At 34.8% G+C, this 13,161-nt stretch carries 15 protein-coding genes; 6 read left to right on the top strand and 9 right to left on the bottom strand.

Going from position 1 to position 13,161, the window contains the following annotated elements:
- Window positions 1-4 precede the first annotated feature (4 nt).
- The gene (locus L0Z58_RS04060; RefSeq protein WP_010962861.1) at window positions 5-205 is read right to left on the bottom strand and encodes a hypothetical protein; all 201 of its coding nucleotides are present in this window, start codon (window positions 203-205) and stop codon (window positions 5-7) included.
- 595 nt (window positions 206-800) lie between these two features.
- Window positions 801-2,822 carry an ATP-dependent DNA helicase RecG gene (gene recG / locus L0Z58_RS04055; protein WP_010962860.1) on the bottom strand — a complete coding sequence of 674 codons (2,022 nt, stop codon included), beginning with the start codon at window positions 2,820-2,822 and terminating at the stop codon, window positions 801-803.
- A gap of 296 nt (window positions 2,823-3,118) precedes the next feature.
- On the opposite strand from recG, the gene L0Z58_RS04050 reads away from it, so the two are divergent.
- A complete protein-coding gene (locus tag L0Z58_RS04050; protein WP_010962859.1) occupies window positions 3,119-3,946 on the top strand; it encodes a hypothetical protein in 828 nt (275 codons plus the stop codon).
- 3 nt (window positions 3,947-3,949) lie between these two features.
- Here L0Z58_RS04050 and miaA read toward each other — a convergent pair whose 3' ends face one another.
- The gene (gene miaA / locus L0Z58_RS04045) at window positions 3,950-4,843 is read right to left on the bottom strand and encodes a tRNA (adenosine(37)-N6)-dimethylallyltransferase MiaA (protein WP_010082478.1); all 894 of its coding nucleotides are present in this window, start codon (window positions 4,841-4,843) and stop codon (window positions 3,950-3,952) included.
- A gap of 75 nt (window positions 4,844-4,918) precedes the next feature.
- Here miaA and L0Z58_RS04040 point away from each other — a divergent pair, with 75 nt between their 5' ends.
- From L0Z58_RS04040 to L0Z58_RS04020, 5 genes are all read left to right on the top strand, one after another.
- Window positions 4,919-5,389 carry a hypothetical protein gene (locus tag L0Z58_RS04040; RefSeq protein WP_010962858.1) on the top strand — a complete coding sequence of 157 codons (471 nt, stop codon included), beginning with the start codon at window positions 4,919-4,921 and terminating at the stop codon, window positions 5,387-5,389.
- Between the two features lie 118 nt (window positions 5,390-5,507).
- The gene (locus tag L0Z58_RS04035) at window positions 5,508-6,095 is read left to right on the top strand and encodes an L-threonylcarbamoyladenylate synthase (RefSeq protein WP_010962857.1); all 588 of its coding nucleotides are present in this window, start codon (window positions 5,508-5,510) and stop codon (window positions 6,093-6,095) included.
- 17 nt (window positions 6,096-6,112) lie between these two features.
- Complete coding sequence (locus tag L0Z58_RS04030; protein ID WP_010962856.1) at window positions 6,113-6,934, top strand: AAA family ATPase; 822 nt, start codon at window positions 6,113-6,115, stop codon at window positions 6,932-6,934.
- A gap of 73 nt (window positions 6,935-7,007) precedes the next feature.
- On the top strand, window positions 7,008-7,802 hold the full coding sequence (locus tag L0Z58_RS04025) for a hypothetical protein (protein ID WP_022626354.1): 795 nt from the start codon (window positions 7,008-7,010) through the stop codon (window positions 7,800-7,802).
- Window positions 7,803-7,870: 68 nt separating this feature from the next.
- Window positions 7,871-8,533 carry a conjugal transfer protein TraJ gene (locus L0Z58_RS04020; RefSeq protein WP_010962854.1) on the top strand — a complete coding sequence of 221 codons (663 nt, stop codon included), beginning with the start codon at window positions 7,871-7,873 and terminating at the stop codon, window positions 8,531-8,533.
- Here the strand turns inward: L0Z58_RS04020 and L0Z58_RS04015 are convergent.
- The 6 genes from L0Z58_RS04015 to L0Z58_RS03990 form a co-directional block, all read right to left on the bottom strand.
- Entirely contained in the window at window positions 8,530-10,026 is a 1,497-nt protein-coding gene (locus L0Z58_RS04015; protein WP_010962853.1) for a proton-conducting transporter transmembrane domain-containing protein, read from the bottom strand. The genes L0Z58_RS04020 and L0Z58_RS04015 overlap by 4 nt on opposite strands.
- 114 nt (window positions 10,027-10,140) lie before the next feature.
- Window positions 10,141-10,395, bottom strand: a complete 255-nt coding sequence (locus tag L0Z58_RS04010; RefSeq protein WP_010962852.1) for a hypothetical protein — start codon at window positions 10,393-10,395, stop codon at window positions 10,141-10,143.
- An 11-nt stretch (window positions 10,396-10,406) separates the two neighbouring features.
- Window positions 10,407-10,778 (bottom strand): holo-[acyl-carrier-protein] synthase, encoded by a 372-nt coding sequence (locus L0Z58_RS04005; RefSeq protein WP_010962851.1) that lies wholly within the window; start codon window positions 10,776-10,778, stop codon window positions 10,407-10,409.
- Window positions 10,775-12,043: a proline--tRNA ligase gene (gene proS / locus L0Z58_RS04000; RefSeq protein WP_010962850.1), complete on the bottom strand. Its 1,269-nt coding sequence runs from the start codon at window positions 12,041-12,043 to the stop codon at window positions 10,775-10,777. The genes L0Z58_RS04005 and proS overlap by 4 nt, the downstream gene beginning before the upstream one ends.
- Before the next feature lie 102 nt (window positions 12,044-12,145).
- Window positions 12,146-12,493 (bottom strand): hypothetical protein, encoded by a 348-nt coding sequence (locus tag L0Z58_RS03995; RefSeq protein WP_010962849.1) that lies wholly within the window; start codon window positions 12,491-12,493, stop codon window positions 12,146-12,148.
- Window positions 12,490-13,134 (bottom strand): hypothetical protein, encoded by a 645-nt coding sequence (locus tag L0Z58_RS03990; protein ID WP_010962848.1) that lies wholly within the window; start codon window positions 13,132-13,134, stop codon window positions 12,490-12,492. The genes L0Z58_RS03995 and L0Z58_RS03990 overlap by 4 nt, the downstream gene beginning before the upstream one ends.
- Window positions 13,135-13,161: the final 27 nt, after the last annotated feature.

Raw genomic sequence — 13,161 nt, 5'->3', positions numbered from 1 at the left:
GGTGTCATCCCAGTGTTCCTATGATGTCATCCCAGTGCCCAGACACTGGGATCCAGGAATTTTGATTGGACACTGGGTTGGTAAGCATAAAAGTGTTATGTAAAATACAACGTTCTTGATGGGATTGTGTGAAATGCTGGATCCCAGTGTCTGGGCACTGGGATGACACCATAGGAGGCTGCTTGGATGACAAAAAAAGGAGCACTGGAATGACAGCAATCTACGTCATACCGCGATTCATTCGCGGTATCTCAGCCGCTAACAAGAGATCCCGCTAACAAGCAGCGGGATGACGGTTGTCGTTTAGCCATAAACATTAAGAAATTTACCAAATGAAAAAAAAGGCAAAAGAAGCCCCGTGGTTATTATCCGCTTTAAAATATTGGCGTTTTTTATGTTTTAAACGCTTGACAAGCGAGATTCAGCCGCTTTTAATTGCAACTAACTTACGCTGCAAATGTTTAAGAAATTTACTAAGCAGAAAAAAAGACAAAGAATCCCCGAGTTAGCTAGTCTTTTACTATCTCTGTCGAGTATTGGCATTTTTTGATGTCTTGTAACGCTTTATAAGCGCGTTCAGCTTATTTAGATAAAAATCTAGATGTAGATGAAGTTTTGTAAAGACATACAGTATCTATATACTGCAAAAAATTGAACATAAGACGCCGATACATTAAGTAATCCTTACCTTTTAATCTGCAGATTGGCGAAAGCAAATACAATAGCTTCACTAGCATGATAAGTGGGCTGGCGAAGGGTGTCAAGTAAGTTTTTTCGTTTCTGTGGGCTACCTGGTTTTCCTACTGAAATTTTGAAAAATGTAATCTACTCCTATATTCAAATATATCAAGCAGTAATTCAAAATCAGCCATTGCGCCTTTTGCGTTATTATACGCGAGATTGAGCAGCTCTTTGTCCTGATATAAATCAGCAAATTTAAATTCCATACATCCTGATTGTTTTGTGCCTAAAATATCTCCACTGCCTCTTAGCATCATATCCCTTTCAGCAATGTAAAATCCATCTTGTGACTCACACATGATCTTTAACTTTGAAGATGAGCTTTTACTTAAATTATCGTATAATAATACACAAAAAGATGGCTTGTTTCCTCGCCCTACTCTGCCTCTTAACTGATGCAATTGTGATAACCCAAATTGCTCTGCATTTTCTATAATCATGATGGTTGCATCTGGCACATCTATACCAACTTCTATCACAGTGGTTGCAACAAGCAGAGAAAATTCATTCCTTTTGAAGGAAAACATAACTTGATCTTTCTGCTCCTGAGTCAATTTTCCGTGTATTATCCCGACTTTATCAAGAAATGTTTTTTGTAATTCCTGAAAACGCATCTCTGCTGCAGCAATATTGGTCTCTTCGTTTTCTTCTATATATGGACAAATCCAATATGCTTTTTCGCCCCTGTTTATAGCACCTTTTAGCTTTTCAATAACATCTGGCACCCTACTAATGTTCATAGTTACAGTTTTTATTGGCAATCTGGATTTTGGTTTTTCTTTCAAAATTGAACATTCAACATCACCATACATAGCTTGCTGCAAGGTTCTTGGAATGGGAGTTGCAGTAACGAAAAGTATATCGGCATTTTCTCCTTTTCCTACCAAGCGATTTCTCTGCATCACTCCAAATCGCTGTTGTTCGTCTATGACTGCAAGCCCTAAATTTTTAAATGTAACGTTAGCTTGAAATAGTGCATGAGTGCCAATCACTATATTTAAAACACCACTTGCAAGTTCATTCATGATAATCTTTCTTTCCTTGCGCGAAGTTTTACCAGTAAGCAGCGCAACTTTTATATCGGTACAGGATAAAACTTCCTCAATCCAATTATAATGTTGCTCCGCCAAGATAGTAGTCGGTGCCATTAGAGCTGCCTGCATGTTGTTTTCTACCACATTTATCATTGCAAAAAGTGCAACTACGGTTTTGCCACTACCAACATCACCTTGCAGCAAGCTTATCATGCGATACTTGGATTTTTGTCTCTCTGAGATCTCATCTATTGCACGAGTTTGATCATTTGTTAATTGAAACGACAATTCATTTAAAACTTGCTCTTTGTATTTACTCAATATTATAAATTCTCTTCCCCTTTCTTTCACATGATTTTTTCTTGCAAGTTTCAGCGCTAGCTGATACGCAAACAATTCATCATAAGCAAGCCTTTTTCTACAAACCTCAGCTTCCACCAATGAGCTTGGTCTGTGCAATTTTATGATGCTTTCCCTCCAACTTAACCATTTTTTTTGCTTGATTAATGTATCATCTATCCACTCTGGTAAATCAGGCAATTCCTTTAGATTAGAGCTTATTATGTTCCCAATGCGCTTATTGGTAATGCCACGGCATAATTGGTAAACTGGCTCTATGCAAGCTATTTCTTTAAATTGGTTGATGTCAAGCGACACGTAATCTGGATGAGTAATTTGCCAATGTTCAGCAAATTTTTCGAGTTTGCCACTGATGATCACATTCGCTCCAATTGGAAATAGTTTATATAAATACTTAACTGAGTAATTAAAAAAGACTATGAATATATACTGACTCTCACTTTCAACGACTATTTTATATGGTCTACCTCTAAAAGTGGGCGACTGATGCTCATAAACTTTTGCAATGAAAGTTGTAAATTCTCCAACTCGAGCATCAGATAGTAACTTGCTTCTATCCACATAACTAAGTGGCTTATAAAACAGCAGATCCACCACCTTGTCCCTACCACAAAGTTTAGGCAATATTGCGGAATGGAACTTAGGTATATTCTCCAGCCTGCTATTTAGAAAAATCTGATTGCTCATTGAGATTCATACATGTGTAAAACTGTTATAGAGCCTTTTTAAAATCTTGTCACCTTATGGTCAGGTATGCACTATAGCTAGCACAGCTCTCTAACGTTATACCGCGATTCATTCGCGGTATCTCAGCCGCTAACACGTAACGGAATGACGAATTTGTTGTTTTTAAAATCGTCGGTAAGCCTAAGTTACCCCTAACTATATTTGCTATCATAGGGCTTATAGTAGGTATTTTATTAACTTATTAATCATTTTTATGTATTATTATACCATTAGCAGTCTATATCAAGGTATTAATGATGAACGGCTCTACACCAAAAGAAAAGGAAAATCGAATAGTTACACTAAGAGCTCAAGCAGAAAAGTTTGGTTTTAGCAGGTTGAGGGCTGGTAAAGATAATGCTGAAGCGAATTCTGGTGCAACTATGTACGTAGATCTTCCAAGAATGAAACTTGTTATTCAGAACAAAGTTATAACAAAAGAGCTTGTTGATGAATTATATAATAAACATACCAACCTCATTTCAAATGACAAAAATAAGTACCGCCAATTTGTAAAACAAGTTTTTACAGAGCTATTTGAATATGCTGAAGCAGAAGTTCCAAATGATTCTATTCTAGAAGAACTAATCACTAATTGTAACCAGGCTGCTTATGTGGGTGCATTGTATGGTAAAGGAGGACCTATCCTTCATTTAGCTGAAACATATGGGTTATTGTTTCAGTCTAATCATGTAACACATATTAATTGTAGTGATCCAAGTCATGCGGCAATCAGAATTGAAGAAAAAATTGCAGTTCGCACTTTTGCAGAACTGGAAGAAGAATTATGTAAATTGGATAGCTCGCTAGAATTCACACTTAAGTCTCAAGGTGATAAAAATGTAACATATGAAGATGGTAAATTGTCACTTACTGTTCCTAAGAGACTGAAGGACTATAATATAGGTGATAAAAACTTGTTTGACGTTATAAAAGAGTGTTTTCAGAAATTTTGCGAGAGGCTTGGATTTTTTAAAATAAAAATAGAGCATGGCTTGGATAAGCCACCAAAAGTGAACAGCCATCTGGAAAATATGGAACCGCCCATTCATAGCAATGAGTATGGAAATACACCTGGAAACTAACAATTAAAATATTTCAAGCGCTGTTAGCTCATTTGCACAATCAATGACTTCAGAACTTGGGAACTGGTTTTTAAACCAAGTGTACTGGCGTTTTGCGTAGTGTCTTGTGTTTGTTTGAGCAATCTGTATCGCTTCGTCTAAAGTAATCTCACCTTTCAAATACTTTACAATTTCTGGCACTCCATGTGCTTTCATAGCTGGCAAATTTGGAGCTAAGTTCATACTAAGTAGCTTTTTTACTTCATCAATTGCTCCATTTTCGATCATTTTGATAAAACGAGAATTTATTTTTTGGTATACATCCTCACGTTTAGGCAAAATTGTATATATCTTAAAATTATCGAATAAAGGAGGCTGTCTATTTTCTTGCCATACAAAGATTGTCTTACCAGTTTCAGTGATAACTTCAAGTGCTCTTGAAAGACGGTGCGAGTCATTAATACAGATTTTATCTTGAACTTTTGAGTCTTTGCTTAATACTAATTTATAGAACTCCTCTTTACTTAAATTTTTCCTGAGCTCACTTACGTTTTTTCTCACTTCCTGACTTATTTGTGGCATTGATGATAAGCCTTTGATGAAACTGCTGATGTAAAGCCCGCTTCCTCCAGTGATGATAGGTATTTGAGCATTTTCTAATGCGTGATTAACTTCTTTTTCTAAATCCTCTAACCATAGACCCACGGAATAATTTTCTTTTGCTGAAACATAACCATATAATTTATAAAATTCTTCTTGCTTTAGTGGTTGAGCAGTAATTATGGGAATTTCTTTGTATACCTGCTTTGAATCACAATTTATTATACTAATATTTCCATATTTTTCTCTCAGGTTATCGCATAATTCTGATTTACCTGAGGCCGTAATTCCTGTAATAATTACTATATTATTTTTCATTTATATTAATTTAATTAACATATGATAAAGTGTAGTAAAAGTTTGGATTCTACAATCTAAAGTTTGGAGATTTTTATGGCAGAAAACAACGACAATAATTCATTTACTAAGCGTTTCACAAACAGGACTCCTGGCGGTACAGGGGAAGGTTTTTCCAGTAAGTATTCGTCTCAAAACACCAAAGAACGGACATTAGGGGAAAAAGGAAAAATTTCTGAATTAGCAGGCAAAAAAACCGAATCCAAGGAAGCTTTTTCTGAAAGTGGCGGCATAAAAAGTAAAAGCAGAACTGTCAATGAAAGATCTTTTGCTGATGCAACAAAAAGAAGTAGGTCAGATCTTATATACTTAGTCCGTGGTAAAGATCGTGGAAAATCAGCGTGGCATTATGTATTAGTTGATAAAGAGAAAAGAGAAATGTTTCTAGCAAAAAGCAGAACTGGCTCTATAGATGTTGCAGACTATGGAGAGATTTTGTATTCAGGATGGGGAGAGGATCCACCACAGGCAATAATTGATAAAGTCAATGAAGAGTTTGGGTTGTAGCAAATCTGCATAACAAATGGTAAGCTGCGTTGCATTACGTTTACAAAAACTAGCAGTTACTATATAAGATACAGTGCAACAAAACTGATCTAGTTGTTATGAATAAGTTTTTAGCTATATGGTATCTAAAATAATAAATGCAATACAGAACAATTTATTAGTGTGTTTTCCAACAGAAACAGTGTATGCTCTTGCTTGTAATGCACTAGATAATGAATCTATAGGAAAAATATATCAGATAAAGAAACGCTCTCAAAATAAACCACTGTCTATATTTGTTAGTGATATTTACAATTTGACAAAAATAGCAAAGGTAAAGGAAAGATATATTGATTTAATAAACCACTTTTCTCCTGGACCAATTACCTATATTTTACCACTTAAAAACAACAACATGTTGCCAAACGAATTCTTTAAAGATAGTATAGGTATCAGAATTCCTGAGCATCCTATTGCAATTTCAATACTAAACAAACTGAAAGTTCCAATAGTTGCAACTAGTACAAATATTTCAGGAAAAGAAAGTGTATGTAAGGCAAACGATATACCACAATCCATTAAGCAACATTTATCTGTAGTGATTGAAGATGACGAACTAGTTTCTGGTATAGAATCTACTATTATTGACTTAACCGAAGATAAGATTAAGGTTTTAAGGGAAGGTGCAATTTCATTACAAACAGTAAACAACGCATTTTCAAACTAAAATCTATAGGAGAAAGAATGAAAAAAGTAATAGGCCACAACCAAGCCAAAAAAAAAATAATGAACAACTTATCTGTTCAGTCTTGGCTGATCTGTGGTAAAAAAGGTATAGGAAAAGCAACACTTGCAAAATCCTTCTCCAATTGGTTACTCATAAAAAACTATAATGAAGTAGCATTGGACTTACACATTGTTGAAGGTGATACTATCGGAATAGAAAAAGTCAGAGAAATGAAAAACTTTCTACACTTAAGTCCCATTCAATCAGAACACAAAATAGCTATAATAGATAGCTTAGAGGCAATGACTAATAACGCTAAAAACGCAATATTGAAAATATTAGAAGAGCCGCCAAAAAATTCTAAGATATTTATAATTAGCCATAAGCCATATGATATACAAACCACTATCCGGTGTAGGTGCTTTCAGCTAAATTTACTCCCATTAACTTATGATGAAACAAAGCAAGTTGCTTCATCTCAATGTAAATTTGATAATCAAACGTTTGACGAAATGATTACTTTACTTCCTGGAATGCCAGGAATGATAATAAATACAATAAGTAGTGATGCTTATGAAGCATACAAATGCTTTTATAAATTTCTTCATGATTTAAAGAATCCCAATATGATTAATAAAGTAATTAATAGCGAAATCGAACTAGAACTAGCATCATATATAATTCAGGCCTTCATTTTAGAAAGCATAAAGAGAGAGGTAAATGGTGTTGAAATTCTGCTAAGTCAGTGGAAAAAAATAGATGAACTTTTCGTTGCCGCAAAGCAACTCCACTTAGATAAAAAGCATGTTTTAGCTAATGTAGTTAATATCATGACATAAGTTTACAAAGTATAATACTTTTAACATAAATTCATGATAAAATTCTGTTAATTTAATACTCGAAGTATATAATTTGACTGATAATAAATTAACTGTATGGCAATCAATAGAAGTTTTGACGAAAGCCATATTGAACATGCAGAAAAAATTAAGCTTAATTAAGAATATAGCTTCAGATCAAGACATAACCCTAGAAAAAGGAAAGGAGTTGTTAAGTGGCATTTATGAAGCAAATTTTAAGCTAAACAAGACAATCAATATAGCTACTTTGCCAAAAATTGGCTATCATATGCTAAATGGTGAGCTTGTTGTACGTAATCATATTACGGAAGAGGAAGTAAAGATTCCTGGAGATTTTCATTACCTTAAAGTCGTAAAATCCGATCATGATAATTATAAATTAACGTTTTGTAATTTTTTAGGTAATGAGTTTTTTGAATATAAAAAGTATGATCCACAATATTCTGGTATTTCAGATGAATATAAATTTGTGGATTTTGGTAGTGTAAAAAAGACTCATAATCTAAAATTTAAGGAATACATTGGTCATGCACCTAAATTTTTTGCTGCAGAAGGGCCTATTGAGCCTGGATCCCAAAACCATGTAATTGATCTATTTGAGCTAGTCAAAAGTGGTAAAGGTAGAAAAGTGGGAACCTTTGCTGATGAATTTGGTTATTTTGATGATCAAAATAAATTACATTATTATAATTATCACAAAAGTGTAGAAAGTAATACTTATGATCCTGAAAATTTCAGTGTAAAAATGATAAATATAGATGTGAGCAAAATCGATAAATTCTACCTCATTGCAGAACAAGGTGATATAATCATTCATCCTATTTGGGAAAATTTAGACATATTTTAAAGTTTTTTTTAGAGTATCTAAGCTTATTGTTATTATAATGATCCGATTAGGTCTGGTAGTATTGTGTTATGGAAGATAAATTGCTTGAATCAGTAAAAAACAAAAGTTATTTCAGTAAAGCAGTCGAATGGTACTGCCATAGGTATCTGTTTTGTGTAGCAGAAAGATCTTGGATGGCATTAATAGTATCGCTTCTCCTAGTATGCTTATGTTTATTAACATTAAACATATACCTGTTATTTCCTATTAAAAAAGATTTAAATTTTGTGAAGTATATGAACCACACAGAAGATGAGTTCTCTGCAATGCATAAGCTTAGTTTCAGTAAAAAGGAAGATGAATACACTTCCACAGCGAGGTACTTAATAAGTAAATACATTGAAATATACGAGTCCATTAAGATCGTTGAACCGAAGTACCAAGAAAATTTTATAAGAAACAATTCTATACATAAAATCTATCAAGGCTTTCAGGAAAAAACGAATAATGAAGCTGGTAATTTGTCTTTATCTAAAAGAAAAATCGCCAACATAAATGTAATAACATTATCTATTGATCGATCGACCAAGGACTTAGTTACATTTGCTGGAAATGCTACTGTAGTTTTTACAACCGAGCAAAATAAGGAGGGTACTGTGGAGATTAGCTTCACTTTGTCGAATATAAAAGCAACTCTGGCTGGTATAATACCATTTAAATTTATTGTTAATGGTTATAAATACAGATTTTAAAATATTACTTGGTAGCTAAAAAAAATAACCAAAGTGCACATAGCAGTAATAACTGGAGGTAAAACTAGAAGAATTGGTGTTTTTTTAATAAAGTAATTCTGAGAAGGTTTTAAGAAAAAGGCGTTGTAAATTATCGGTAAAAAGTACAGAGCGTTGAGTATAGTACTAACAATTAACACTAGAGTTACAAACACAGAAAGTATTACATTGCCAGAGTTGAAAACAGCTTGAAAAATGAGAAATTTACCCCAAAAAGTCGGAGCAGGCGGCACCCCTATCATAGACAATGCACCTATAGCAAATGCTGTCATGCTAATTGGCATACTGCGTCCTATACCGTAAATCTTATCTATATATTTCTCACCTGCTCTCGTTATTATTGCTCCGGCAACGAAAAACAAAGTGATTTTTGCAAATGCGTGGCAAACTAATTGAAAAATTGCAACCCTCATGCTGAGATCACTAAAAATTGAAGCGAATAATATAATATACGACAATTGAGAGATGGTAGAGTAAGCAAGCAATTTCTTTAATTCTTTTTGCTTTAGTGCAATCAATGATGCAGTAATAATAGTAAATCCAGCAGCGTACGGAAGCCACCCTCCAGCAAACCAATTTTGCTGCACAAAACGTTGCATATTATCGACGCCGAAAGTGTATAATATAACTTTTATGATGATGAAAACTCCGGATTTCACAACAGCAACAGCGTGCAGTAGTGCACTCACAGGAGTTGGTGCAACCATTGCTTTTGGTAACCAAAAATGCATTGGCATTAATGCAGCTTTTCCTATTCCGTAAATCAGCATAGCAAAACACACTGCAATGAAAGTGATGAGTGAAGTATCAAATTTGAATATTCCACCGCTTACAAAGTCTAAAGTATGAAATTCATGATATAAAAGGCCTATTGCAGGAAAAAATAATACCAAAGAAGAGAAAAATAGCACGCCAAAGTAATAGCGTCCTGCAATCATTGATTCATTTGTTGAGTTGTAAGTAACCAGAGGGTATGTACTAATAGTTAGAAGCTCATAAAAGACAAATGTAGTGAGCAAGTCTCCAGAAAAAGCAATAAACATTGCACAGCCAATCGATATTGAAAAAAAGCATAGAAAACTTGAGTGATTGCTATCAGCATAGTTATTCTGCATATAACATATTGCATATATACTGGTCAGCACCCATAAAAACGATATTAATAAACTGAATATTACTCCGGTAGACTCTAGCTTTAAACTAATGTGCAAATTATTACCAAAATCCATGAGAATAAATTGAGAATGATCACCATATACCCAATATAAAGTGCACAGACACGTATACGTAAACAGAAGTACAGAAGAAGTGACAGTAATACTATTGTTCACTCCTGGCCATTTACCAGTAAAAAAAATAACTAACGCACTTAAAAGTGGAATTAACGCAGTAATTAATAAATAATTCTCAGTAATTGAAAATGGTAAGGAAAGAGACGTTAAAACACAGTCCATTAAATAATTCATCTTTTTGTTTAGGTAAAGCTAGAATTATACTAAAATCATAGAAAAACCGCTATGTTTTTTTGGCAAACTAGTCGTTTGTGTATGCTATAGCTATACTGCGATTCATTCCACAACTGTACGAACATTTGTTTTTGTTAAACACAACAAAGATGTCATCCCAGTGCCCTGACTACTTGGATCCAGGAAAGTTTGCTTGTGAGCAAGCAAACTAGCATAGAAAAACGTTTTCGATGAGATTGCAGAAAACCAGTGTCTGGGCACTGGGATGACAAAGGAGGACAGTGTCAAGCACTGACCATTTGCTGTGCAGTTTACCTTTAAAAATGAATGTTCATACAGTAAGCCATAAGATGACAAAAGAGTAAACTTTATCTGTGTGAGCTATAGACGCAAATTACAACAAATGCAGTAGCGTAATCTCCATCGTCACTTAAAGAAAGATGAATTTTGGAGATAAAATCCTTGCTAACGGTAAGATATGGCTTGCCTCTTACATCATTGTATATTTCTATATCTTTCATTGTAATACCCTGACCACTACCTCGTGCTTTAACAAAAGCTTCTTTTGCTGCAAAGCGTTTAGCAAAATACCTTGCTCGCATTTCTTGACTATTATACTTTCTACTTAGCTCTATTTCCTTTTCAGTGTAGATTCTATTGAGAAATTTTTCCCCGTATTTTTGTAATATTCTCAATATTCTTGGTATATATACTATGTCAGTGCCGATACTGTGTATCATTTTGCGCTAAAGTGATTTATTGCTTCCTCAATCTGCATTTCCTTTACCTCTCCAGTTGCTCTATTTTTTACTTCAACTATATTTTCACTTACTGCTTTCTTTCCGACAATTATTTGCCACGGCAAGCCTATCAGATCCATTCTAGAAAATTTTACTCCTACACTCCCTTCCGTATCATCGTAAAGCACTTCATCGCTCTTCAAAGCTTTGTATATTTTATCTGCAGCCTCCGTTACTTTCGTTTGTAAATTGATTAAACCAATTCTGAAAGGAGCTACCTCCTCCGGCCAGATAATTCCCTTATCATCATGAAAAGCTTCTATTATCGCACCAACAAGTCTTGAAACCCCAATGCCATACGAACCCATATGTATATTGACATTTTTTCCATCTTGAGAAGTAACACTTGCCTTCATAGGCTTTGAATATTTGTCGCCAAAATAAAAAATATGCCCTATTTCAATACCTTTACTAACATTTAACTGCTCTTGTGATATAGGGCAAGTCTCAGGATCATGCATATCATCTGCAACTGCGTATATACTCTTTAAACTTTCAATATCTTCACTCTCTAGTAGTTCAGAAAATTTATTGTCATAATATAAAGTGCTCTCACCAGTGTTTGCCAATATATGAAACTCGTGGCTCAAATTTCCTCCAATTGGCCCCGTATCAGCTCCAACTCCAATTGGAGTAAATCCCATGCGTTTGAAGATTTTTATGTAAGTTTTGTACATCAAATTATATGAATTCAGTGCACCTTCGTAATCTACATCAAAACTGTATGCATCCTTCATCAAAAATTCCCTGCCCCTCATAACACCATAACGTGGTCTTACCTCATCACGGAATTTCCATTGAATTTGGTATAAACAAAGTGGCAAATCTTTGTAACTTTTTACCACATCTCTAATTAAATCAGTTGCTATCTCCTCATGCGTTGGACCAAAAAGCATATCTTCCTCATGCCTATCCTTTATGCGTAGCATTTCCTTACCGTAATCATCGTAACGCCCTGATTCTCGCCAAAGACTTGCTGGTTGCACACAAGGCATTAATGCTTCAATAGCACCGGATTTGTTCATTTCATCTCTGATAATATCTTCAATATTCTTAAGCACTAAGAGACCAAGTGGTAACCACGTATAGATGCCAGATGCTATCTGCTTTATTAAACCTGCACGCAAAGAATATTGATGGGAGATAATTTTAGCATGGGCAGGCTTTTCCTTTAGAGTTGGCAGGTAATATTTGGATAAGCGCATATAATAGATCTGATTGTATTAAGTAATCTTAATACAATCAGACCTGTAGGTAAACTTATTTTGAAAAGGAAGGGAAGTGCATGGCTGACCATTTCATAGTTATCATAGTCCTTGTACAACATTTTCCTTTTGGCATCGCAACGCTTTTCCACCAAACTGTGCTATGCGATCCTCAACAGAAAGAGGAGGTGAATCTTGCACCTCATTATCCACTGAGTCAACATTATTTACTTGTGGTGAATCAACACACGAACTTGGCGGTACCGGTGACTCCTCTTCACTATCTGAGAATTGCATGACTGCTGCTCTCTCCTTAAGTCTCTTTGTCCAATCTGAATCATTATCATCCGACTTCTTTCTCTCTGCTTGCTCCCTATCTATTCTTGCAGCAAACTCTTCTGGTGTTTCTTTTTTGTCAGTGCCCCCACTACTTTCTAATTTTGCTTTCAATTCATTTGTAAAATTTTGTTGCTGCCCACTCTTTTTAACGTAGTACCTCCTCTTATCTGTTCAAACAGAGTAGAATGATTATTATTCTCAGGTTCACCAGCCTTCTTCGGTGCATCATTCTTAGGTTGCTCCGTACGCTTGGAAGCTGTAAAAAAATGCGGAGGCGGAGGTGGTAGTGCAGCATCTTGTGGCAATGGAGGAGGTGGCGGCGGTGGACTTGGATTTGGTTGTGTTCCAAACGTTACTGGAGGTGATTGAGGAGTAGGTACATTTGATTTATTCTCCAGATTAGTACAATTTTTACACACAAATTTTTGTGGTTCTTGAGATGGAGTATGGCCGAATTTCTGTCCATTAAGACCTACTTCTTTCTTATTATCATCTCTAGAAATAGCCAGTTTAACAAGATATGTCACTGAAATAAGTGCAACAACCGTAGAAACAGCAAAAATTGCTAAAGGAACTGCTGCAATAGGACCAGAACCAGAAACTGCTATAATAACATAAGGAAGATATTGACCAGATATGAAACTAAATATAGATAATAATGAAACAGCAATTAAAGGTTTCCATATAGTCTGCTTAGTTTTAGTAAGCTCCTGACTATCTTTTAGCAATGAAGAATTATTGGATATCATCATTTCTTTGCCTCACTTGTTAACGATAAT

Origin of the sequence: Wolbachia endosymbiont of Aedes aegypti (genome assembly GCF_021496215.1) — a bacterium.
In the GTDB taxonomy this organism is placed as follows: domain Bacteria; phylum Pseudomonadota; class Alphaproteobacteria; order Rickettsiales; family Anaplasmataceae; genus Wolbachia; species Wolbachia pipientis.
The sequence above is the reverse complement of the archived record's forward strand: the minus strand, read 5'-3'. Positions and strand labels throughout refer to the sequence as shown.

Coding starts and splice junctions, on each gene's coding strand:
- proS (WP_010962850.1), bottom strand. CDS start 12,043: ATGCGCTTATCCAAATATTACCTGCCAACTCTAAAGGAAAAGCCTGCC.
- L0Z58_RS04040 (WP_010962858.1), top strand. CDS start 4,919: ATGGCAGAAAACAACGACAATAATTCATTTACTAAGCGTTTCACAAAC.
- recG (WP_010962860.1), bottom strand. CDS start 2,822: ATGAGCAATCAGATTTTTCTAAATAGCAGGCTGGAGAATATACCTAAG.
- L0Z58_RS04020 (WP_010962854.1), top strand. CDS start 7,871: ATGGAAGATAAATTGCTTGAATCAGTAAAAAACAAAAGTTATTTCAGT.
- L0Z58_RS03990 (WP_010962848.1), bottom strand. CDS start 13,134: ATGATGATATCCAATAATTCTTCATTGCTAAAAGATAGTCAGGAGCTT.
- L0Z58_RS04035 (WP_010962857.1), top strand. CDS start 5,508: ATGGTATCTAAAATAATAAATGCAATACAGAACAATTTATTAGTGTGT.
- L0Z58_RS04015 (WP_010962853.1), bottom strand. CDS start 10,026: ATGGACTGTGTTTTAACGTCTCTTTCCTTACCATTTTCAATTACTGAG.
- miaA (WP_010082478.1), bottom strand. CDS start 4,843: ATGAAAAATAATATAGTAATTATTACAGGAATTACGGCCTCAGGTAAA.
- L0Z58_RS04050 (WP_010962859.1), top strand. CDS start 3,119: ATGAACGGCTCTACACCAAAAGAAAAGGAAAATCGAATAGTTACACTA.
- L0Z58_RS04030 (WP_010962856.1), top strand. CDS start 6,113: ATGAAAAAAGTAATAGGCCACAACCAAGCCAAAAAAAAAATAATGAAC.
- L0Z58_RS04005 (WP_010962851.1), bottom strand. CDS start 10,778: ATGATACACAGTATCGGCACTGACATAGTATATATACCAAGAATATTG.